Below are 22432 nucleotides of genomic sequence, written 5' to 3' on the forward strand. Positions count from 1 at the left end.
ATCTAAAAAACTATGACGAAAAGCGTTTCAAAAAGGTACGGCGTACCCCTAGAAATGCCGCCAGCCTTTGAATTCTTTTATTTCTTCTTTTCCGTCGGCGTGTGTGAGGAAAACTCCGGGAGACTCTGTGAGCTGTCCTACAAGATGCCATCCGCTAAACAGGTCATAGTCGTCTGGAGAAATGGCCATAAGAAGTTCGTAATCTTCGCCGCCCCAAAGTGAAAATTCGTGAGCAGGAATGCCCAATTCCAAAGCCATTTTTGAAGTTTCTTCGTGAATCGGAAGATTTTCGGCAAAGATATGAAGTCCGACACCTTCAGGACAAAGTTGAAGAGCATCGTTGATCAGCCCATCGCTGCAGTCCATCAGCGCGTGCACTTTGTCTTTCTTTTTTACGAGAGCGCCGACCAAATCTAAACGTGGACGTGGATGAAGATGTTTTTTCTTTGCTTCTTCGTAGTTAGACAATTTTTTCTGCAATGCCATAATGCCGGTGTGTGAAAGTCCCAAAGGACCACTGCTTAAAAGCAAGTCGCCTTTCATGGCACCTTTGCGAGTCAAAGGATGTTCACAAGATCCATGCACGCTGACATCAATAACAAGTTTGTCAGGACTTGCGGAAAGATCTCCACCGACGATTTCGCAAGAATATTTATCAGCAAGTTGGCTCATGCCCAGATAGAACTCGTCAAGCCAAGATTCGTTTATTTTTTCAGGGAAGGCGATAGAGACCTGGGCAAAATGAGGGTGGGCTCCCATCGCAGCGATGTCGCTTAAATTCACCGCCAAAGCTTTTGCTCCAAGATCGAAAGCACTGAAATAGTCCAGCTTGAAGTGCACATCTTCGACCATCATGTCTTGGCAAATGACTGAATATCCAGGGAAGTTTTTAAATACAAACGCATCGTCCCCCAGCGGTACGATAGTATGATCGTTGTGACGCTGGACCCGGTAACGAATCTTTTGAATAAGAGTCCATTCCTTGGGGGTATTTTGCATGTCGTTGTTCCTTGAGAAGACGTTGCTAAACAAGTGGCTTTATTGTGAAATATCTGAAGAAAGAGTCAAGGAGGATTCTTTGAATACGCCAAAAGTGGCTTCGCCTAAAAGAACATCAAAAAAGAAATCTACCAGAAAGCCCAAAGTCGTTGAGCATCCTCTGTCATCTGAAAGTCTTTTCAGCAGTCGTGAGATCGGATGGCTGAATTTTAATCGTCGCGTTTTGACAGAAGCTGAAGACGCTCGCAATCCTTTGTTAGAGCGCGTGAAGTTTTTAAGTATTTCGACTTCGAACTTGGATGAATTTTTCATGAAGCGTGTCGGCGGTTTGAAGCGCCACATGGCTTATGGGATTTCACCAAAATCTTCCGACGGAAAAACGCCGCTCTTGCAATTGCAGGAGATTCGTCAGTTCGTCAATCCCATGCTGCAAGATCAAGCGATCTGTTATGACAAAGTTTTAAAGCCCGCTCTTGAAAAAGAAGGTGTGTATCTTCTGTCTTGGAAAGAGCTGACCGATAAAGAAAAAGACCTTGTTAAAAAATACTACAATAAAAATGTGTTCCCTGTACTAACGCCACTATCGGTAGACCCGGGGCATCCATTTCCGTTTATTTCAAACTTGTCTATTTCTCTTGGAGTGACTTTAAAACATCCAAACAATGACGATAAACTTTTTGCACGCGTGAAAATTCCGAAAGTGCTTCCTCAGTGGATTCGCATTGATCCTGAATCCTCCGCGTTGCGTTTTGTAAGTCTTTTAGAAATGATCAAAGAAAATCTTGCGGATTTATTTCCATCAATGCAGGTTTTGAATGTAATGCCCTTCAGGCTTACGAGAAATGCGGACTCGGATCAAGATCAGGAAGATGCGGAAGATTTGTTAGAGGCGATCGAGGAAGAATTGCGCCAGCGTCGTTTTGCAGAGGTGGTTCGTTTAGAGCATGGACCGAAACCAGATCCTTGGATGCTGAAATTCTTGATGGAAGAATTAGAAATTACGGAGGAAGACATTTATGAACTTCCTGCGATGCTAGATTTCACGGATTTAAGCGTGATTTCAGATTTGAATCTTCCGAAGTTAAAATTTGAACCTTACACACCGGTTGTCACTCCGGCTTTTGCTGAAGAAGGTGTAGGGATTTTTAATTCCATCAAGATGAGCGATCAACTTGTGCACAATCCTTACGAAAGTTTTTCGGCTTCCGTTGAAAAATTCATTCGCGTGGCTTGTGATGATCCAAAAGTTTTAGCGATCAAGATGACCTTGTATCGCACGGGTGACAATAGTCCCTTCATTCGTTCATTGATTCGTGCCGCTGAACAGGGAAAGCAAGTCGTTTGTTTGGTAGAGCTTAAAGCGCGCTTTGATGAAGAAAGAAATATTTATTGGGCTACCGAACTGGAAAATGCCGGCGTGCACGTCGTGTATGGCGTCGTCGGTCTTAAAACTCACGCGAAGACGGCCCTCGTTGTTCGTCAAGAACAAGAGGGTTTGAAATGCTATTGTCATATCGGAACGGGAAATTACAACGTTGCGACCTCACGCTTTTACACGGACTTGGGGCTTTTGACGGCCAAAGAGGAAATCACCAGTGACGTTGTTGAGTTCTTTCACTACCTGACGGGCCGTTCTTTGAAGAGCAATTATCAAAATCTTTTGATCGCGCCCGTGAACATGTTCTCTCGTTTTAAATCTATGATCGAGCGTGAAGCCGATCATGCCAAAGCGGGAAGACCTGCACAGATTATTGCAAAGTTTAATAACTTTGAAGAAAACGACATTGCTGTGGCTCTCTATGCAGCTTCGCAAAAAGGTGTCGACATCGACATGATTGTCAGAGGTTTCTGTTGCCTTCGTCCAGGGGTTCCCGGCATGAGCGACAAGATCCGTGTGATTTCTATCATCGGTCGTTTCCTTGAGCACTCGCGTTTATTTTACTTTAGAAATGGCGCCAAAGATCCTGTCGATGGGGAGTTCTACATCGGTTCTGCCGATTGGATGTATCGCAACCTGCATGCGCGTGTTGAAGCCATCGTTCCGATCTTAGATCGAGGACTCAAAGAAAAGTGCTGGGAGATTTTGCAGCTCTGTGTGAAGGAGCAGCGCCAGGCATGGCAAATGAATGGGGATGGCACATACACACGCCGCAACTCTGCAGATATGGGAATTCATCAAACTTTGATGCAAATTGCGAAAGCTCGGGTTACATTGGTTGAAGAAAACCATTCTGCAGCAGAGTAAAGGGCAACAAAAGTGGAGCTGATCATCATTCGTCACGCCGTCGCGGAAGAGCGCGAGGACTTTAAAAAGAAAGGCCTTGAGGATCATTTACGTCCATTGACTTTAAAGGGACGTAAAAAGATGCAAAAGGTCTGCGTGAAGATGCGTGATTACGTAAAAGAAATTGATTTGATCGTTTCAAGTCCTCTGACTCGCGCTCGACAAACTGCTGAAATCGTCTCTCAAATTTATTTTGAAACAAAAGTGGTCGAAGCGCCTGAATTGGTGCCGCACAGTCCTCCGCAAGCTTTTGTGAAATGGCTGCGCACGCAAGCCAAAAACTATCGTCGTATTGCAATCATCGGTCATGAACCGCATTTGAGTTCTTTTGCGAGCTATATGCTTTCAGGAAAAACGGAAAGTTTTATTGATCTTAAAAAGAGCGGCGTGATTGGTCTTGAGATGGAGTCCTTTACGCACGCAGAAGCTGGGGGAGCCCAGCTTCTGTATTACATTCCTCCAAAATTCCTGGTCGATTAGTTCGGCAAGAAATCCAAAGCTTTGAAGTAAGCCTCTGAAGCATCACCGACGTCGTTGGAATCGTGTTGAATTGTGATCGCTACGATATCCATGTCTTCCACATTTTTATCTGGGAAAGCGCGTTTCAAATCTTCCGCCAAATTTCTTTGGTACGTTTGTGGTTTGCCCAGCATGTCTTGATTGTTCAAGAGCAATTGTTTTGCTTCAGGCAAAGTCGCAACCACGATGTTCTTATTCGAGTACCAGTTTTCAAAGATCTGACCCGCTTGACGGGTTTCGCCGTTCACAGCATCGCCCCAATAGTAACCGAACAAGAAGACTTTGTCGTTCTTCGGATCTACTGTCGCTCTGTCGCCGTTGGCTTTACCATCACGGATCGTGAACCAAACTTGGAAAGCAGAGTCGTCTTTACCGGTTTTACCTTTTACTGGATCGGCACCTGGAACACCTTTAGTCACATCCAATTTCAACATCATCTTCGAGAATTCTACTGGAGAGAATCTGTAAGCCAATGTCGTCATACGGATAGAGTTGTTTTTACTCTTCATCAGGGCCCATTTTTCGCCGTCATGATCTGCCGTCACGTAACCGAAGTCTTTGTTATCATCCAAACCACCTGGTGAACGAGATTCATAATTGAACTGGTGATCCATGCGGAAGTGAACCATGTTCGTGTGGTTGTAATCGATGCGGATACCTTCTGGCATATTTGTTTTAGTCGCTGGAGCTACTTTTACGCCGGCCATGATGTCTGGAAGTTTTTGGACATCGAGGCTTGCATATGGCTCATAGCGAAGTTGTGATTGTGGCAATTTCACTTTCGGCTCATAGCTGTCAGCAGGGTCATTGATTTTTGGAAGCAAATTCATGTTCAATTCCCAAGTGTTGCCGTAAGGAAGGAATTCAACAAAGTGCTCGCCTTTCAAAGAGTACTGTTTCGCAAGACCGTCTTGGCTTAAGCGGTAGTAAGTTTGTGATTTGATCGGAGAAGCATTCGCTGCCGCCAAAATCACTTTAGAATTCCAAGCCAAGTTTTTCTTGTTGTTGTTGATTTCAAGTTCGGCCATGGAGTTCACAAGACCTTTCATGAACGCTTTTTGGTTAAAGCGTGATGACAAGATACCTGCTAAGTGATCGGCTTTGATCGTTCCCATATCAACGGCGGCCAATTTTGCCGGGAATTTTGAAGAAGACACAGTCACTACGCCGTCATTGTCTTCGTCGAATTGACCGATGATCTTTGTCGCTTTCATGAAGATATGAGAATCTTCAGGGTCGCTTGCAAATGTCACAGAGAAATAGCGAGTCAGACCAATCAAGCCGCGCTCATTTCTTCTCCAGAAAGCATCCATCGCTGTTGGCGTGATAGATTTAGAAGCTGTTTTTTCTTCTTTGCAGATTTCAGGTCCTTGGTGTTCAGAAAGGGCTGATACCAAGGCAAACGGAACATCTGTTGTATTTAAGATGCTTGAACCGTGCAAAGGAGCAGCGATCGCTACAAAACCTTTAACGTAGTTCGAGATCAAGCTTGGATTTTTTGTGAAGGCCGTCAATGTATCAACCGCGCCTTTAGAGTAACCCAAGATCAAGTAACGAGGTGAAGCGTGGCCACGTTGTTGACGTGTCTTAATATCTTCACGCAAGTAGTTCAAGATGATGTCAGCATTCACTTCGCTTCCGCATGTGCTTTCTACCGGAGGTTGGATCACACGAAGACCCATTTCATCCATTAAAGAGTTCAAGCCAAGGCTGAAGATCTCTTTGTCAAAGATGCTGTTATAGATACCTGGCACGTAGACAATTGTAAGATCATCTAAAGACTTGTTATAAAGTTTTGTCATTGGCGTTGGGTAAATACGGTCTTCAAGATCCGCTTCTTTGATCGCTTCCTGAAGAAGAGTTTTTGCAATTGTAGAGTCCGCGTATTTCGCACCACTGTTTGGATTCGTGTATTTTTCGTTCAAACCTTTGAAGCTATCAACATACTTGTCTTTGCCGCCGATCCATTGTCTTGCGAAAAGCATGTCGCGAGTTTCTGGAAGGTAAGGCTTTTCCTGAACCACGATGGATTTCTCAAGAAGAGCGGGCATTTGGTACATCTTCATAACAGCGCGTTTTGCAGGAAGAACGTACTGCGCGATGCTGCCAATAATTCCGTCTTTGCTTGCAATGTCTTCTTTAAGGTCGACAGAAGCCGTTTTAGTGTCTTTCAAAAGACCCATTTTGTCTTTTACTTTGGCGATACGTGGGTCATTCATCAATTTTTCAACGTCACCGGAATTTTGAAGAACAGCGTCCGTCACCGCACCGATATCTTCAGGACTGATCATAGAGTTGATATCAAACTTCGCCATATCGAAGTTCATTGGCGAAAGAGTTTGAGAGCCAGGTTGTTTGAATGGATCAAACTTGAAGGCCTCCATGAAGCTTTTCATTTCAGTAACTAGGAAGTAAGGACGCGTATCAGAAACGAAGCGCGTGATGTGTTGGAAGATGCGCTTTTGTGAAAGGTCTTTGGCTTGAGTTTCGATACCTTGGCGTGATTTCAAAACTTCAGCCAATGATTCCTGGCCAGAAAGGCCGGCTCTTTTTGCTGTATTACCGAAAAGATCTTTTGGATTGATACCAAGGAACGGAAGAATGTCTTTAGAACGAATTTGTCCAGGTACTTTTCTTTTTGTCGAAGCAAAAAGTCCGTAAGATGATGCCGCTGTCAGTGAACCGTGTGTACGGTACATTTTTGTGAAAGCACCAAGTGAAGATGTGATGTTGTATCCATCTTTCAAAGTAAGGATAAAGTCTGGGAAGTCGAAGTTTCTTTCAGAAGCAGATTCAATCAAACGATACACTGAATCTGGATATTTTGAATTTTGAGCTGCTTCAAAAGCTTGTGTTGCTGTCATGGCTTTTGGAGCGGCTTTTGTTGATTGATAAGCAGTGCCTAGCTGCAATACGTTCGCTGTTTCTGGATAGTAGTAGTAAAGGTTGTTCTTTTTATCGAACTGAACTTTTGCTTCACCCGCAGATGAAACAACAGTCATCAAAGTTTCAGAGGCGTTATTGCGGTTCACGTAAACGGCAAGGTCAAACCAAGCTTCTTTTTTGAATTCATTGATCAATGTGCCCATGAGTTTGCGGTCTTTAAGATAAACCGGACCCCAAGTGCCCAAAGCCATCAATGGAACAGCCACGTCTTTTTGGTTTTTAAGTTGTTGAACGTTATTGAAGCCGGCGCGCTCAATCACTTTACCGATATCAACCCCCGTCAGTTCGTTTTCAGGTTGACCTTCTTGGAAGCGACCGATGTTACCGTGGTCTGACATCAAGACGACTTCAACGTCTTGGCCTTTGTCTTTATATGATTTAATAAGACGTTTGATCTCGGCATCTAAAACTTTCATTACAGGAAAAAGACGGTTTAATTGCGTATGCGCCGTGGAATCCACCGCACCAACATAACCCGTAAGGAATTGTTTTGGTTTTGCCGCAATCAAATCATCAACAACAGATTTCACTTCCAGTTTAGGAACTTCTTCTGTTGGGAAGTACATCAAAGCTTCAACGTAAGGGTTGAAGAAAGAGTCAAAAGCTCCCATGTAGTATTTAGGGAAAGCCAAACGACGATAGTAGTCGCGTGGATCACCTTGAATTGATTGAGTGGATTCATCAAAGTATGTTGCTTCAACTGATTTAATACGACCGGCAGCTCCGAAAAGATCTGCGGTGTGAGTCACTGTCGACCAAGAAAGATCTGTCATTGAAGGGAAAGGAGCGACGTGAGCGCCGACTTGTGAGAACTCTTTAAAGAGGCCTTGTCTTTGTGCCGCTTGGAAGGCGAAGTAACTTAGACCGTCCGCACCGATCACAATCGTTTGAACCTTTTGGGCTGGAGCGGCTGCTTGAGCCTTTTTCCAAGGAAGCTCAAATGCTTTTGCTGGCATTCCAACGGTTAAAGAACCGGCGATCAAACCTGCAGTGAGAACATTTTTATAAGCGTTCAGACGTTTCATAGTGACCCCTTAAAAATTGTGTATCAACTTGAATAGAGGCAAGAGCGGTGCCAAGGTTCGCAGGGCGAAACGAATCTTATTCGAGATAATAAGGGGCTTTAAGAGGAAACTGTCTCATGGTGAGAACGGTGACGTTTTAGTTCAATCTATGTCAAGAAGATGTCATGGACCAAACGAGTCCGTCGCGAAGGCCGACACTGGGGATAAGAATCTTATGAGCTTCCGCCTGTCTCATAATAGTCTGCACTAGCATCGCTGCCGGCACAATCACGTCGGCGCGATCGGGACGCAGAGCGAGTTTTTCAATGCGTTCTTTCACTTTTAATGAACGCAGTTTTTCAATAATAGTATCAAGCTCTGCCAAAGTTAAAAATGTGTGCGGAGTTTTATTTAGCAACTGCACTTTGAGTTTTCCGAGGCACTCTAAATTTCCACCAGTGCCGATCGCGAAGTCGACTTGCTCATGTTCGCAGTTTTTATAAAGATGCTCACCGAGTTCACCTAAGAATTCACCCATGATGATATTGAGATGACTTTCATTGAGACGGCGTTCGCTTAAATTTTCAAGAACGCGCACGGTGCCCATTGGGAAGGACTTTGTTGCGATCATTTTATCGCCTTTAGAGAAAGTCACCTCGACACTGCCTCCGCCGATATCGATGAGCATGGTCTTTTTATTATCGAGGTCTAGTTCCTTGCGGACGGCCAAATGAATCAAGCGGCCTTCTTCCGTGCCGTCGATAACCTCGATTTTTATTCCAGAGCTTTTATAAATTTCGTCTACAAACTGTTGGCGGTTTTTCGCTTCTCGGCAGGCACTTGTGGCTACGGCTCGGCAGCTTACGACTTGCAGTTCCCGGTTGGTTTGTGAGTAGTGATGAAAGGTGGCCTTGGCGATTTCCATAGACGCCGGAGTGATAATGCCTTCGGTGAAAACATCGTGACCTAACCGAACGGCGGCGCGGAAGCGTTTGATAAGCTGTATCGTCGGGGATTGATCGGAAACGTCGGCGATCATCATACGGATGGCGTTGGACCCGATATCAATAGCTGAAACACGACGTGACACAGTAAACTTCCTTTTCTTTGGCTTTAGTATATAAAAATGAGAGCATCAGAGACATGAAAAAAAACATTCTATGCTCTTTATTTCTGCTTTTTGCCTCTTCGCATTCATGGGCCTTGTCTGAAATTGAATTGACGGGAGAGTTGGATGCCACTGCCTCGGTTTGGAACCTTCCGACAGGGCAAAGAGGCAACTCTGCTTTCGGTGTGCCTTCTTTGTTTTTGAATTTGAATGCGCCTCTGAAAGACGACAATCTGATGGTGCTGTCTTTTGAAGGCTCCGAAGAAAAGACCTCTTCGGCGGAACGTTTCGATGTGAAAGTTCGTGAAGCCTATTTGGATGTCGTGAGTATTTTTCAAGGAATGTATGCTTTGCGCTTTGGATTGATTCCGCAAACTTGGCAAGAGGCTCAGTATGAAACATGGACTTACCGTTTCTTGGGCCAAGATGCTTGGGCGATGACGGAAAAGTGGAAGTATCAAAGTTATTCCGATTTAGGGATGTCATTCATGTCGGAGCTTCCGCAGGACATGGGCGAATGGGCATTCACGTTTTCAAATGGGGAAGGGGCTGAAGAAAAAGAGGGCGGGCCGCATAAGGAAGCTTCTCTGTTTGCGCGTTTGACGATGTGGGCTCCGTGGACAGTGTCTTTGAATTACGTGCGTGGCAATTATGATAAGTACGGCGAAGACGTAGGACTCAAAGAACGCATTCAGGCCATGGTGACTTATGAAAAAGCGGACGAGTGGCTTGCAGGTTTGGAATACTTGGCGGCAAAAGATCCGGCCGATGCTTTGCGCGATCTTAAGATGGCAGAAGGTGTGGACGTGACGGCTTTATCGGGAGAGGCCGTGAGCGGTCAGGCCGCGAGTTTTTTCACAATCATTCGCACGGGCCCCAAGGCTGAAGTCATGCTCCGCTATGATTATTTAAATGCGGTGACAGGTGAAGACGGCAAAGACTTGCAAACAGTGATAGCTTCACTAGGATATCAAGTGACGGAAGATATCAAAGCCGCTTTGGCGGTGGATCACACCCGTTACGGAAGTGATTTTGCTCCGGGAGCGAGAGATCGCTCAAAAGTAGAGCTTGCAGCCCAAGTTCTCTTTTAAACTGTGTTAAGATTCTGTTAGAATCCTTATGGATGCCGTGTTAAGCGGTGTCTTTATTTCGTAAATAATATTAAACAAGGCCTAAGCGCTGAGGACAAACCATGGAAAGAGCGATTGACACTCAAATTGAAGACCTAAAGAAAATGATTCTTCTTATGGGTGGTCACGTTGAGAAATCTTTAGCGCAAGCAACGGCGGCGTTGTTGTCTCGTGATCTTGGCATGTTCGAACAAGTGCATGCGACTGAAAAACTGGTGAATGAAGATCACATCAAAGTCGACAACGCTTGTATGAATATTCTTGCGAAGCAAGGACCGGTTGCCAAAGACCTTCGCTTGGTTTTGTCGATTGTGAAGATCAATAACGATCTTGAGCGAATGGGCGATCAGGCCGTGAATATTTCTCACACTGGAAAAGACTACCTGGGACGTAAACCCATGCAAGCGCAACTCAGCGACATTCAAAAAATGTCTGAGATCGCAGGCCGTATGGTGAAAGGCTCTTTGGATTGTTTTGTTCGCGGTGACGTTGAGCAAGCAAAGAAGATTCTTTTGATGGATGACGAAATGGATGCTTTGAAAAACAAAGTTTTCAAAGATTCAACGGCGCATATGAAATCCCACTCTGAAGACGTTGAGGCGGGACTGGATTTGATTTTGATTGCAAGAAATCTGGAGCGCATGGGCGATCATGCGACTAATATCGCTGAAGATGTGATTTTTGCATTTACTGGAAAAGATGTCCGACATGGGGGCAAGTTTGGCTGACAATTCGATTCATGTGCTAGTGGTGGAAGATGAACAAGAAATTCGTGAACTCATGGCCCTGCACCTTTTGCGACAGGGTTATAAAGTGACGGAGTGTTCTTCCGCCGAAGAAGCCGTGAATGAATTGAACCGCAACAATTACCAAGTTTTTGTTTTGGATTGGATGCTACCGGGAATGAGTGGCGTCGACATCGTTGAAAAAATCAAAGCTAAAAATCCTCAAGCGTCGGTTTTGATGGTGACGGCGAAAGCGGAACCTCAAGACATCGTTCAGGGCCTTGAAAAAGGTGCTGACGACTATATGACCAAGCCTTTTAATCCGACAGTTTTTATTGCCCGCGTGAAAGCTCTTTTGCGTCGTCATCAAGTGGTGACCCAAGGAGCTCCGGTCGATGACGGCGAGGTCCAGGTTGCAGGACTTCGTATTAATTTTAAATCTTATGAGATTTCTTATCAGGGGGAACCTCTTCACCTGACTCCTTCTGAATTTAAGCTCTTAGGAGCTTTGGTTCAGAATCAAGGCTGTGTCCTGACTCGCGAACAGTTGATCGAAAATATCCAAGGTGAGGGGATCAACGTCGTTGGACGCACCATCGACACCCATGTTTTTGGATTACGCAAGAAGTTAGGAGGGTGGGGAGATCGCATTGAGACTATCCGTGGAGTGGGATATCGGGTTAAAGTAGATATCGCATGAAGCGATTTGTACGATTCCCTTGGCGAGTTTATTGGAGATTCTTTTTCTATCAATTGATAGCGTTCAACATTTTGTTTGTCGCGATCATCTCTGTTTTAGATGTGCGCTATCGAATGGCGCCGTTTGTTTATAACGAAGCCCTTTTAAATTTTTTCCTCTTCAGTGTGATCGTCGTCGCCGTGACATCGTATCGCTTTGCTCGTCCGATTCACCGTGTGATTTTAAAAGCTTTGCGTATCTCTAGCAAACGCACTTACGGAAATCTTGTCGACCCCAATCAAGAAGAAGATCTTTTGGATGACGAGCTCGACGATATTTCTGAGTTGGACGTGGCCTTAAATCACATTCACAGAAAAATGAAAAAGCGCAAGGCTCAGTACCTGCAAGCCGTGGAAGAATCGCAAGCGTTTATGAGTGCGGTGGCTGAAGGCCTTGTGAGTGTGAGCCTTGACGAGAAGATTCTTTATTTCAACTCTCAGTTTGCGGCCCAGTTTTTATCTCCGGATCAAATGAATGCTCCCGTTTTGCGTCTGAAGGATGCCATTCGTACTCCCGATGTTCTTGAAGGATTTGCGAATTCAATCAAGGCTGGAAAAGTTCAGCGCTTCACTGTGAAACTAAATACCTTGGTCGACAATACGCCAAGATACTTTGCGGTTTCTGTGAATCCGATTCGCAATGCGAAGACGAAAGAAATTTATGGTGTCGTCGGAATCTTCCACGACATCACGGAACTTAAAAAGGTTGAGCAAATCCGTATTGATTTTGTTGGAAATGCGTCTCATGAACTGCGCACACCACTGACTTCGATTAAAGGCTATGTTGATACTTTGAAAGAAGATGTGAAGACGGGGCAAATCCAGCAAGCCGGAAAGTTTTTGGATATCGTCTCTCGCAATATCGATCGTTTGATGGATCTCGTGAATGATTTGTTAAGTCTTAGCACTTTGGAATCGCACGCTGAATTAAAACTTGAACAGATTCATCCTTTGCAAATTTCTGAACACATCGTTGCGGAGCTGGCGGTTCTTGCGGCGGAAAAAAATATTTCAATCCGTGTGATCGGTGAAGTTCCTCCGTTTATGGCGGATGCTCACAAGGTTGAACAAGTTTTAAGAAATCTTGTTTCTAACGCGATCAAGTTTATTCCTAATGGAAAGTCTGTTCAGATTCGTTGGGAAGGTGACAACAAAGACGCCGTGATCTTGCGTGTGATCGATGACGGTCCGGGAATTCCTGAAGAACACTTGGATCGCCTGTTTGAGCGTTTCTATCGTATCGATAAGGGCCGTACTCGCGATGCGGGCGGCACAGGCTTGGGCCTTGCCATTGTGAAGCATATTATGCAAAGCCACGGTGGGACTGTCGCAGTAAAAAGTGCTCCCGGCCAAGGCTGTGAGTTTATTTGTACGTTCCCGATCAAGTAGGGCGGCTTGTGCCGCAGGATGTGGAGCGAGCTCGGCTCGCGGAACTGGACTTAGTATGATTTCTGAATCTCATCCATTTTATAAGCATTTCGAAAAAGTTTATGGGGCTCGTTGGCCGGGCCTTTTTGCGGCGTTGGTGCAATCCGAGCAGCAAGTGGCGCGCCAAAATAAATTAAGTCCTATCGAAAATCTTTCTACAAAAAAATGGAGTTCATTTCCACAAAAATCAGAATTGCCAGGATGTTTTTGGATTCCTTCGGGCGAACACAGTCAGCCTGAACGCAATGCCGATGAACTTTTAGATATTTACATCATGGATCCGGCAAGTGTGATGGTTGCGCGCGCATTGGATGTTCAACCCGGAGATCGCGTTTTAGATATGTGCGCGGCCCCGGGTGGGAAAAGTCTTGTGATGATTGAATCTCTAGCTGAAGACGGCGAGATTTTTTGTAACGACCTTTCGCCAGAACGTCGCGAGCGTCTTAAAAAAGTGATTCAACAATATGTTCCTCGCTCAGTGCGTGATCGCGTGTGGGTGACAGGAAAAGACGGCGTGCAATTTGGTTTGAAAGAGCCTGACAGCTTTGACCGTATTTTGCTTGATGCCCCTTGCTCAGGAGAAAGACATATTCTTGAAAACAAAGCCGCTCAAGAGGAGTGGAGTCTACGCAGAACGGAGCACTTGGCATCTCGGCAGTATTCGTTGTTGGCGGCGGCATTTTTAGCTGTGAAATCCGGCGGACGAATTGTTTATTCAACGTGTTCGATCAGTCCTGCTGAAAACGACGACGTCGTTCGTAAATTATTGAAAAAGAAAAAAGACGCCGTTCGTTTGGTCGAAGCTCCATTGGGAGTGGGCGGGGAACGCACGGAATGCGGCGTGATCTATCTGCCTGACCACGCCGGTTTTGGACCGTTGTATTTCTCTATTATTGAAAAGACTTAGTTGCCCGATCCTCTAAACTTCAGGCAGTTTTTCTTGTGGAAGGTCATGGAACGCGCGTGCCACTCTGCAAATATCAAAGAAGCAATTAACTTTGCGAGGAAAAAATTCCTTAGAATAAGAATCAGCTTACAAGGAGTGCAAGATGAGATCAGTCATGGCTATTCTTGTTTTTTTGGCGGCGACGGCGTTGGTGGTCTTTTCTCAAGCGCAGGATGGCCCTGCGGATGAGCAGACGATTTCTGATACGAATCAGAATTAGTTATCGTCTTTTTGACGGAACTTATGGCGACGGTATTCTTCCAGAGTCAGGAAGCCGTAAGTCTTTTTGCGATAGATTTCGACGGCTTCTGTTTCAATATCAGTTAAAACATCATCCATAAACTCTAAGGGAATGCTTCCATTTCTCATCAACTGAAGAGTGTAAAGGTGAACAACCTTGCGGATGAAATCCGGGGTCTTTTCCTTCATGTTGGAAGTTTCTTTAAGCTGGGTCTCTACAATTTTAATCAAATTATCTGTATTCATCTGTATGACTTGTCGGATTTCTTTTTTCGAACCTGAGCATCACCCATAGAAATTTGGCCTAAGGGATGTCATACTGGCGCTATGAAAGCCCTCACTCAGCAAGAACTGCAGCAATTTGTGTCTTATTTCGCACCGATCTTAGATGGAGCACAGTTGCAGGACGTCTTGGTCAATGACCGAGGTCTGGCTTTGGGGTTTCGCAAAGACGTCCACTATTGGATGATCCTGGACCTTGTGCCGAACAATCCGTTGATGCTGATTTTTGAAGAGGAATGTCCATTCAAAAAAGGCCCGAAGACAAAACCGGTGAGCCTTTTTATGAACTCGCATGCCAGGAATCTTTATTTGACCTCGATGACGGTGGTAGAAGAGTTCGGTCGGGTTGTTCGTTTGATTTTAAAGAATTCGCTGATGGAATGTGAAATCGAAATCCGTCTGATTCCCAAGCAGTGCAATGTCATTGTCAAAGCTCACGGAAAACAAGTGGCTTGGGATCGTCCGCTGGAGTTAACGGCGGCACCCGTTGTGGAAAATCCTCCGCCTCCAAGAACTTTAGAAGAAATCCATGAAGAGTGGCTGAATGAACAGACGTCGGTGAAAAAACCGTCGCTCGATCCGGTCGCGCAATGGGAAAAGCAAAAGAAAAAAGATCTCGAAAAAAAGAACAAGGCCCTTTCGGAAATTCAGAAACAAATTGAAAGTGACAAGCATGATTTGTGGTATGAGGCGGGGCAGTTTTTAAAAACTCACGGAACTTTGCAAGTGCCGGAGCATTTGCGATCTTGCATCAACTTTCAAGAATCCCTGAGTTGGAATATTGAAAACAGTTTCAGCAAAGCCAAGCAGCTTGTCGGTAAAAAAGAAGGCGCCCGAGAGCGTTTGATCGAATTGCAGGAAGAAATCGCTCGCCTTGAAAAGTCCCGATATCAGGAAAAACCCACAAAAACAGCCCTTGTCGATCTGATGCAAAAAGCGGAAGCGCGCGGAAGAAAACTGCATTTGGACTCCGGAGCGCTGGCTTATTGTGGGAAGTCGGCTGCGGACAATCTCGCTCTTCTTCGTCAGGCGAAGGCATGGGATTATTGGCTGCATCTGCGGGACTATCCGGGGGCGCATGCGATCATTCATCGTCAAAGGGATCAGCTTATTTCCCCAGGGGAAATTCAAGAAGTCGCCGAGTGGGTGGCCAAAGAGTCTTTGTCTTCAAAATCATTGATGGTCGGGCAGAAAGTCGCAGTTGTTATCGTCGAGTGTCGATTTGTTCGCCCGATCAAGGGTGATAAGCTGGGGCGTGTGACCTATCATTCGGAAAAGACTTTGAGTTTTACCTTGCGTCATTCTTAAGCTCTCTTGACTGACAACATCAGCGGTCTAAAATTTCTTCATCAACCAGATGGAGATTCACCATGATTGAAGTCAGAGATCTCACCAAAGATTATGGACAAAGACGTGCTATTGATAAACTCAATTTCTCAATTTCTAAAGGCGATGTTGTCGGTTTTCTTGGTCCCAATGGAGCGGGAAAATCAACGACGATGAAAATCATCACAGGCTTCATGGCGCCAAGCCACGGTTCGGCGTCGGTTGCAGGCTTTGATGTTTTTGAAAATCCTTTGGAAGTTAAAAAGCGCATTGGTTATTTGCCAGAAACACCTCCGGTTTATGGCGACATGTATGTGCGCGATTATCTGCGCTATGTAGCGGCGCTAAAACAGGTCCCTAACGACAAGATCGAAAAATCTGTCGATATGGCGATTGAAAAAACAAACTTAGGCGAAGTGCAAAAGCGTTTGATCCAACACCTTTCAAAAGGTTTCAAGCAGCGTGTAGGTATTGCGCAAGCGATCGTTTCAGATCCGGAAGTTTTGATTTTGGATGAACCGACGGTGGGTCTTGATCCAAAGCAAGTCGCAGAAATTCGTGATCTTATTAAAACTTTAAAGGGTCAACATACGATCATTCTTTCCACGCACATCTTGCCTGAGGTGGAAGCGACTTGTGAAAAAGTCATTATCATCAACAAAGGCCAAATCGTTGCGGAAGACAGCATCAGCAATCTTTCGACGATGGAAAAAGGGCAACGTCGCTTGCATGTACGTTTGCGTAAAGACGTGCAGGATATGAAAACGGTCTTAAGCCCGATCCAAGAAGTCACGGCGGTGAGTTTTGGTGCTTCCCATAAAGAGTGGAGCATTGACCTTTCCGGCGGGGAAGAGGTTGTCGAAAATATCTCTTCATTGCTAGTTAATAAGGGCCTGGGATTGGTGGAGCTGACTCCAGCCAAACGCGATCTTGAAGATGTCTTCTTGAAACTCACATATGGACAAGCACAAAAAGGAGGTGAAGCATGAGCGGCACTCTCGTCATCTTTAAAAAAGAGCTGAAAGGTTTTTATTTAAACCCGACTTTCTGGGTGATCTGTTTTTTAGTGAGCGTGATCTTTAGCTGGGTGTATCCGATCCAGTTGAACCTGTTCTCGCAGCTTTTAATGAACTACGTCATGCAACAAGGTGTGCCTTCAAATCAGTTGAATATTCACTACGGGGTTTTCTTAAGACAGCTTTCGTATTTGAATCTGCTTTTGATTTTTGTGGTTCCGGCTTTGACGATGAAACTTTTTGCGGAAGAAAAGAAACTGCGCACGTTTGATCTTCTTTTGACGTCGCCAGTGACTTCTTTGCAGATCGTGCTGGGGAAATACTTCGCGGCTTTGGGCGCTGTTCTTGGCATTGTGGTGTTAGCACTTCTTTATCCGCTAGCGACCTCGACAATTGCAACGGTCAATTGGGCTCCGCTGTTTATCGCCTTCTTCGGAATTTTCCTGGTTGGTGGGGTTTATACGGCGATGAATCTTTTTGCATCGTCGCTCACTGAAAACAGCATCGCCGCTTATATTATTTCAGTGATGTTCAATCTTTCGATCTGGTTTATCGGAATCGGCGCAGAAGTGGTCGATGGCGAAAAGGCCCGTAAGATTTTTGAACACGTGTCTTTAAGCTCGCATCTTTCAACATTGGTGGAAGGGACTTTGCGCACGAACGGATTGATTTTCTTTTTCAGTGTGATTGTTTTGTTCTGCTTCCTTTGTGAACGTGTTGTTGAATCATCCCGTTGGAGATAAGTATGAGTAAGTTAGGTAAAATTTCATTTCTCTTTGCCGGTATTTCACTTGTGTCTATGTCCATCACTCGTTACCTCTTAGGTGAATGGGTGCCGTTTTGTTGGGTGGCTTTGGCACTCGCTGTGTTTTTCTTAGGCCTGGGCCTTGCGAAAGACCGCGCTTTCTTTAAAGAGTTCTTTACGATGAAGACAACCAAAGAAGGCATGAGCATGGGGGTTTTAATTCTGCTTATGCTCGCAGTTCTTATCATCGTGAATTATTTGGGAGTGAAACACTATAAAACGTGGGACTTCTCAACAGCGCAATCAAACACTTTGTCGGATCAATCCGTGAAACTTGTAAAAGGTTTGGATTCAGATCTCAAAGTTCTTTTCTTCTATAAAAAAGGTGTGGAAGGAAATGAAGAAAATCGCCGCCTTTTCCGCGAGCTGATTAAAAAATACCAAGATCAAAGCCCGAAAGTGCAATTGGACTTTGTTGAAGTCAATGAACGCCCGGATCTTGCCAAAGAATATGGCGTGGACAAAGGCAGTGGTGTCGTGTTCTTGGACTACAAAGGCCGTCGCAACCGTATTGAAAGAATTGATGAGCAGGAATTCACAAGTGCTCTTGTGAAAGTCACTCGCGAACAAACGAAGACGATTTACTTCACAGTCGGTCACGGCGAAAAGGATCTTAAGGATAACCGCGAAGGCTTGGGACTTGGCTCTTTAAAGCTGATGCTAGAGAACAACCGTTACACGGTGAAAGAACTTCCACTTATTCAAAATGCAAAAATCCCAGAAGACGCTGATGTGATCATTGTCGCAGGCCCTGTTCAAGGCTTCCAAGATTTTGAAATCGCCGCCTTAGAAAATTATTTGAAAAACGGCGGAAGTCTTTTCTTGGCGGTGGAGTCACAAAACACCGCGGGCCTTGAAAAATTGGTTGGTAAGCTTGGCGTTCAGTTTGAAAACAACTACGTTTTGAATGTCGTGGACACTGTGATGGGCCGTGGAATCAACCAAGGTCCGACAATGGGTGCAGTGTTCTCTGAATCTAACAAGATCACAAAAGCTTTTGGTCGCAGTGAAGTGACTTTGTTCCGCTTCCCGCAAGGACTTAAGAAGGCCAACGTACCTCAAGGAATCGTGGTGGATGAGATTGTTAAAACAACTCCGAACGCGGTTGCGAGCAACAGCTTGCAAATCCGTGGTGAAGGTGTGGAGGCGACTTACACTTTGGTGGACGAAGTGACAGGGCGCTGGCCAGGCAGCGACGAAAAAGCCAAACCTTTTTCTGTGATCATTGCGGGCGACGTTGATTTTATGACAAATCAAATGCTTTACCAAAATCTCAACAGGGATTTGGTTCTCAACTCGGTGGCAGCACTCGCAAAAGAGGAAAGCTTAATCAGCATTACTCCGAAAGAGCCGCAAGCGACGAAAATGCTTATGACAGAAACCAAGTTTGCGGTTTTCTTGTTTGCTTTCATCATTCCTCTTCCTATTCTGCTTTTAGGAACTAGCATTGGTCTTTGGTTAAGAAGGAGAAATGCCTAATGAAACTCAAAGGACGGACGATTCTTGTCTTGTGTTTGCTTCTTTTTGGCGGTTACGCCCTTTATGACTTTCAACAGGATAAGAAAAAAGAAGAAATCAACATGGAAGAAGTTCGTCTTTTGACGGTGAACTTTGAGCAGATCAATTTCGTCGAGGTACAAAAGGACGACAGCAAAATTATCCTTGAGCGCTCCGTGGATGGCTGGAGCTTGACGTCGCCGATCAAAGATTTGGCGGATAATTCTGCAGTGGATGATTTTATCAAAAACACCGTTCCTGAAAGAGTGATTGAAGTCGCTAAAGAAGGAGAAGGCATTGATTGGTCCATGTATGGACTTGATAAGCCTCTGGGCACCATCACCTTTAAAACCACAGCGGGCACACAAAATGTTTTTGAAATCTCTACCAAACGTAACTTCGAAGAGAACGTTTTTGCCAGAAGAGATAAAGAAAACAAAGTTCTTGTGATCAACTCTGTATGGCAGACAAGAGCGAATAAAACGGTTTTAGATTTTAGAGACCGTCGTTTCTTGCGCAATAAAATTGCGAGTGTTGATGAAATCAAACTTAAAAACGAAAAAGGTTTGCTCGATCTTAAGCGTGTTGATGGTCAGTGGACCGTCCCTTCCAAAAAAGATTTGAAATTAGATCAAAACAAAGTGCGCGAGCTTTTAACAACTATCGCGGATGCACGGGCTTCCGAAATTCGCGAGGGCAATACAAAAGCGACAGGGCTTAAAAACCTTTTCACTTTAGACTTGGTTTTGGCCGACAAAAAGTGGAAGGCTGAAGTGGGGCAGGCAAAAGATTTGATGATCTTTGCCAATGTCTCTGAACCTAATTTCCAACTGAGAATGGAAGCGGGGGCTTTAGATAAATTGATCAAAATGACGGTGGAAGATTTAAAAGAACAGCCACCTAAAAAAGAAGAAGATAAAAGTAAATCCGAAGACAAGCAGGCTTTGATGGCCAGCCCGAAAAATCAGAAAGATAAAAAATAATGCAAAAGATTGTAGTCAAATCACCAACACGCGTGGATCTTGCTGGAGGCACTCTTGATCTATGGCCTCTTTATTTGTTCATCAATGGTGCCTCCACGGTGAATGTGGCGATTGATATTTATACGACGGCAGAAATCACGCCTCACGATGATTCCACGATTGTTTTGGAATCTGCGGATTTGAAACTTAAAAAAGCCTACACAAACTTAGTCGATGCTTTGTCTGATACGGATCCAAAAATGATTTTGTTGCAAACGCAGCTGCGCTACTGGATGCCGCAAAAAGGATTCACTTTGAAAACATCCTCTGACAGCCCGGTCGGCGGGGGGCTTGGCGGCAGCTCCAGTCTCACGATCAGTTTGATGAAAGCATTCTCACAGTTCTGTGGACGTCCGTTTAAAGATGTTCATCACATGGTGCAGGTGGCTCACAATATTGAAGCCGAGATTTTAAATACGCCAACAGGAACGCAAGATTATTACCCAGCGGCATCGGGTGGTTTGAATGTTCTTCGTTACGGTTATGACGGCATTCAACAAGACGTACTGAAAGTTTCAGGGACACCGATCGCTGAAAAGTTTATGTTGGTCTATACTGGTAAAGCTCATCACTCGGGTCTTAACAACTTCGAAGTGATGAAAGATTCCGTTATCAAGGACGCGACCACTTTGAAAGCTCTTCGTGACCTCAAGGTGATTGCCATTGAAACGGAGCACGCCGTGCGATCAGGCAACTGGAAAGAACTTGGCACACTTTTTAAACGTGAATTCGAAGCCCGTGTTCGTCTAGCTCCCGAGTTTTCAAGTCCTGAGATTTACAAGCTTGCGGAAGTCTCTTTGCAGAATGGGGCTGAGGCTGTTAAAATTTGTGGAGCTGGAGGCGGTGGGTGTGTTTTGGTCTGGTGTCCTCCTGATAAACGTGAGGGAGTGGCAAACGCATGCCAAAAAGCCGGCTTTCAGGTGATGGACGCAAAACCCGTCGATCCGCTGTAAAGAAAACGACGAAGAAATCCGCTGTTTCAAAAAAGACAGCGGAGGAGTCGTCGCATGCCGGAGCCGTTCACAGATTTATCGGAATTTCTTTAGGCGGCGGAAAAACAGATAAAGCCTGTGTCGCCGTTCTTGAATACTATCCCAAACATAAAAAAGTCTTCTTGTCGCGTCTGGTGGAAAAAATCAAGAGCGACGAAGTTCATTCCGCTGATTTTAAAATTCACGAAATCATCGATCAGTACGAAGACATCGATACTATCGCGTTCGATGTGCCCTTCCGTCTGCCGTATTGCTTAGAGTGCACGCGCACGTGTCCCGGCATTGAAGGGTGTCCCGAACCCCATGTTCGTTGGATGTGGGAATACACGCGCAAACTTCATAAAAAGAAAAAGCCCCGCAAACTTTTTACACCTTACACACAACGCTGTGTAGAGATGTATTTATCTACGGAGCTTGAAGAGCCCTTTATTTTACAACACGCCATGGGTGCCAACACCGCTCCGCTTTTAGCCCGAGCGATGTTTATCAAACGCCGTCTTAGCACACCTTGCATTGAGGTCTTTCCAAAACTTTCCGTCTGGCGTGTGGGAAGATCCCTCAATGTGATGAAAAGCCATTTGCGTTTTCATAAACACTCCATTGGAGGCGATGAAAGTCGCCGCGAAATTCTGCAAGCACTCAGCACGCACAATGTGGCTTTCGTTTACGATCAAGATGTAAAACTCATGATTGAAAACAGCCACGCCTTTGAAGCGTTTATCTGTGCGCTCACAGCGTTCTTGCAATACAAAGGTCAAACCGAACCTCGCCCTGAAGGATTTCCTAAGATGGAAGATTGGGTGGAGTTCCCCAAAATTTCCATCAAGTGGGAAAGCATTTAGGCTTTCATGCGGCTAAGCAGTCGGCTCCAGGCTTCTTTGTCTTTGGGTTCGGCCCAATTTCTTCCGACTTTTAAAACGTCAGGATCTTGTTCGCTGAATCCCAAAGATTTCAAATAATCTTCGTCGGCGACAAAGAAATCTTTTTGATAGGGAACGAGGACGCCGTTTGTTTTATCGCGAAAGGCGCAAGCTTCTTCGTAGGATTTAAACCATGGCAAAGTCTGTGGTCCCGTTCCTCCGTGGTTGAGGAGGACGTCGTTGACTTCCAATGTGTGTTTGAGGTCGCGCCAGTTTTCAAAGCCACTGAGTTGGGCAATTTTATTAAGCGCTTCTTTGAGTTGGATTTCTTCGCCGTTTTTTGCTTTGGTTTTCTGTAGCAGTTTGGCGCGAGTCTTGAGAGACTCGATTCTTGATTTGGTCATAGAACACCCTTATTTGTTCGACCGTCTACCGCAGGAAAGTCTAAGAGTATTATTTGTATGTCTTGAAGTTCGAAGTGAGATTCTCTTTGGCGGTCAAGGCGGCTTCGAGCAACCTTGAAACATAAGATCTCACGGATGTTGCATTTTGTCAACAGGTCTAG

At 45.1% G+C, this 22432-nt stretch carries 19 protein-coding genes; 14 read left to right on the forward strand and 5 right to left on the reverse strand.

The genetic code is table 11. The features are described 5' to 3' along the window. Positions 1-48: 48 nt before the first annotated feature. A complete protein-coding gene (gene thiL, locus ACLSSO_RS04620; RefSeq protein WP_413944196.1) occupies positions 49-999 on the reverse strand; it encodes a thiamine-phosphate kinase in 951 nt (316 codons plus the stop codon). Between the two features lie 79 nt (positions 1000-1078). Between thiL and ppk1 the strand changes: the two genes are divergently transcribed. Together ppk1 and sixA are read left to right on the forward strand one after the other, a co-directional pair. Beyond that, positions 1079-3244, forward strand: a complete 2166-nt coding sequence (gene ppk1, locus ACLSSO_RS04625; RefSeq protein WP_413944197.1) for a polyphosphate kinase 1 — start codon at positions 1079-1081, stop codon at positions 3242-3244. Between the two features lie 12 nt (positions 3245-3256). Next, positions 3257-3763, forward strand: a complete 507-nt coding sequence (gene sixA, locus ACLSSO_RS04630) for a phosphohistidine phosphatase SixA (protein WP_295903346.1) — start codon at positions 3257-3259, stop codon at positions 3761-3763. Here the strand turns inward: sixA and ACLSSO_RS04635 are convergent. Both ACLSSO_RS04635 and ACLSSO_RS04640 read right to left on the reverse strand, forming a co-directional pair. Beyond that, entirely contained in the window at positions 3760-7773 is a 4014-nt protein-coding gene (locus tag ACLSSO_RS04635) for a DUF3047 domain-containing protein (protein WP_295903349.1), read from the reverse strand. The genes sixA and ACLSSO_RS04635 overlap by 4 nt on opposite strands. A 151-nt stretch (positions 7774-7924) precedes the next feature. Continuing rightward, complete coding sequence (locus ACLSSO_RS04640) at positions 7925-8842, reverse strand: hypothetical protein (RefSeq protein ID WP_413944198.1); 918 nt, start codon at positions 8840-8842, stop codon at positions 7925-7927. Positions 8843-8895: 53 nt separating this feature from the next. Between ACLSSO_RS04640 and ACLSSO_RS04645 the strand changes: the two genes are divergently transcribed. The 5 genes from ACLSSO_RS04645 (at position 8896) to ACLSSO_RS04665 (ending at position 13788) form a co-directional block, all read left to right on the forward strand. Next, on the forward strand, positions 8896-9951 hold the full coding sequence (locus ACLSSO_RS04645) for a hypothetical protein (RefSeq protein ID WP_413944199.1): 1056 nt from the start codon (positions 8896-8898) through the stop codon (positions 9949-9951). A 101-nt stretch (positions 9952-10052) separates the two neighbouring features. Next, entirely contained in the window at positions 10053-10718 is a 666-nt protein-coding gene (phoU, locus tag ACLSSO_RS04650; protein ID WP_340590601.1) for a phosphate signaling complex protein PhoU, read from the forward strand. After that, positions 10699-11415, forward strand: coding sequence for a response regulator transcription factor (locus ACLSSO_RS04655; RefSeq protein WP_413944200.1), 717 nt, complete (start codon positions 10699-10701; stop codon positions 11413-11415). Before phoU ends, ACLSSO_RS04655 begins: the two co-directional genes overlap by 20 nt. Then, on the forward strand, positions 11412-12842 hold the full coding sequence (locus tag ACLSSO_RS04660) for a sensor histidine kinase (RefSeq protein ID WP_413944201.1): 1431 nt from the start codon (positions 11412-11414) through the stop codon (positions 12840-12842). Before ACLSSO_RS04655 ends, ACLSSO_RS04660 begins: the two co-directional genes overlap by 4 nt. A 55-nt stretch (positions 12843-12897) precedes the next feature. After that, complete coding sequence (locus ACLSSO_RS04665) at positions 12898-13788, forward strand: RsmB/NOP family class I SAM-dependent RNA methyltransferase (protein WP_413944202.1); 891 nt, start codon at positions 12898-12900, stop codon at positions 13786-13788. Positions 13789-14043: 255 nt separating this feature from the next. On the opposite strand, the gene ACLSSO_RS04670 is transcribed toward ACLSSO_RS04665, so the two are convergent. Continuing rightward, positions 14044-14313 carry a DNA-dependent DNA polymerase gene (locus tag ACLSSO_RS04670; RefSeq protein ID WP_413944203.1) on the reverse strand — a complete coding sequence of 90 codons (270 nt, stop codon included), beginning with the start codon at positions 14311-14313 and terminating at the stop codon, positions 14044-14046. An 81-nt stretch (positions 14314-14394) separates the two neighbouring features. Here ACLSSO_RS04670 and ACLSSO_RS04675 point away from each other — a divergent pair, with 81 nt between their 5' ends. The 7 genes from ACLSSO_RS04675 (at position 14395) to ACLSSO_RS04705 (ending at position 21849) form a co-directional block, all read left to right on the forward strand. Then, positions 14395-15657, forward strand: a complete 1263-nt coding sequence (locus tag ACLSSO_RS04675) for a DUF814 domain-containing protein (protein ID WP_413944204.1) — start codon at positions 14395-14397, stop codon at positions 15655-15657. Between the two features lie 62 nt (positions 15658-15719). Beyond that, the gene (locus ACLSSO_RS04680; protein ID WP_413944205.1) at positions 15720-16664 is read left to right on the forward strand and encodes an ABC transporter ATP-binding protein; all 945 of its coding nucleotides are present in this window, start codon (positions 15720-15722) and stop codon (positions 16662-16664) included. Next, positions 16661-17434 (forward strand): ABC transporter permease, encoded by a 774-nt coding sequence (locus ACLSSO_RS04685; RefSeq protein WP_295901304.1) that lies wholly within the window; start codon positions 16661-16663, stop codon positions 17432-17434. The genes ACLSSO_RS04680 and ACLSSO_RS04685 overlap by 4 nt, the downstream gene beginning before the upstream one ends. 2 nt (positions 17435-17436) lie before the next feature. Continuing rightward, positions 17437-18975 carry a GldG family protein gene (locus tag ACLSSO_RS04690; RefSeq protein WP_413944206.1) on the forward strand — a complete coding sequence of 513 codons (1539 nt, stop codon included), beginning with the start codon at positions 17437-17439 and terminating at the stop codon, positions 18973-18975. Further along, positions 18975-19976: a DUF4340 domain-containing protein gene (locus ACLSSO_RS04695; RefSeq protein WP_413944207.1), complete on the forward strand. Its 1002-nt coding sequence runs from the start codon at positions 18975-18977 to the stop codon at positions 19974-19976. The genes ACLSSO_RS04690 and ACLSSO_RS04695 overlap by 1 nt, the downstream gene beginning before the upstream one ends. After that, positions 19976-20968, forward strand: coding sequence for a galactokinase (locus ACLSSO_RS04700; protein ID WP_295901299.1), 993 nt, complete (start codon positions 19976-19978; stop codon positions 20966-20968). Before ACLSSO_RS04695 ends, ACLSSO_RS04700 begins: the two co-directional genes overlap by 1 nt. After that, positions 20914-21849: a DUF429 domain-containing protein gene (locus tag ACLSSO_RS04705; protein WP_295901297.1), complete on the forward strand. Its 936-nt coding sequence runs from the start codon at positions 20914-20916 to the stop codon at positions 21847-21849. Before ACLSSO_RS04700 ends, ACLSSO_RS04705 begins: the two co-directional genes overlap by 55 nt. Here the strand turns inward: ACLSSO_RS04705 and ACLSSO_RS04710 are convergent. Then, complete coding sequence (locus ACLSSO_RS04710) at positions 21846-22271, reverse strand: glyoxalase superfamily protein (RefSeq protein WP_413944208.1); 426 nt, start codon at positions 22269-22271, stop codon at positions 21846-21848. The two genes, ACLSSO_RS04705 and ACLSSO_RS04710, sit on opposite strands and share 4 nt — an antisense overlap. Positions 22272-22432: the final 161 nt, after the last annotated feature.

The organism is Bdellovibrio sp. HCB-162 (assembly GCF_047344985.1).
In the GTDB taxonomy this organism is placed as follows: Bacteria; Bdellovibrionota; Bdellovibrionia; order Bdellovibrionales; family Bdellovibrionaceae; genus Bdellovibrio.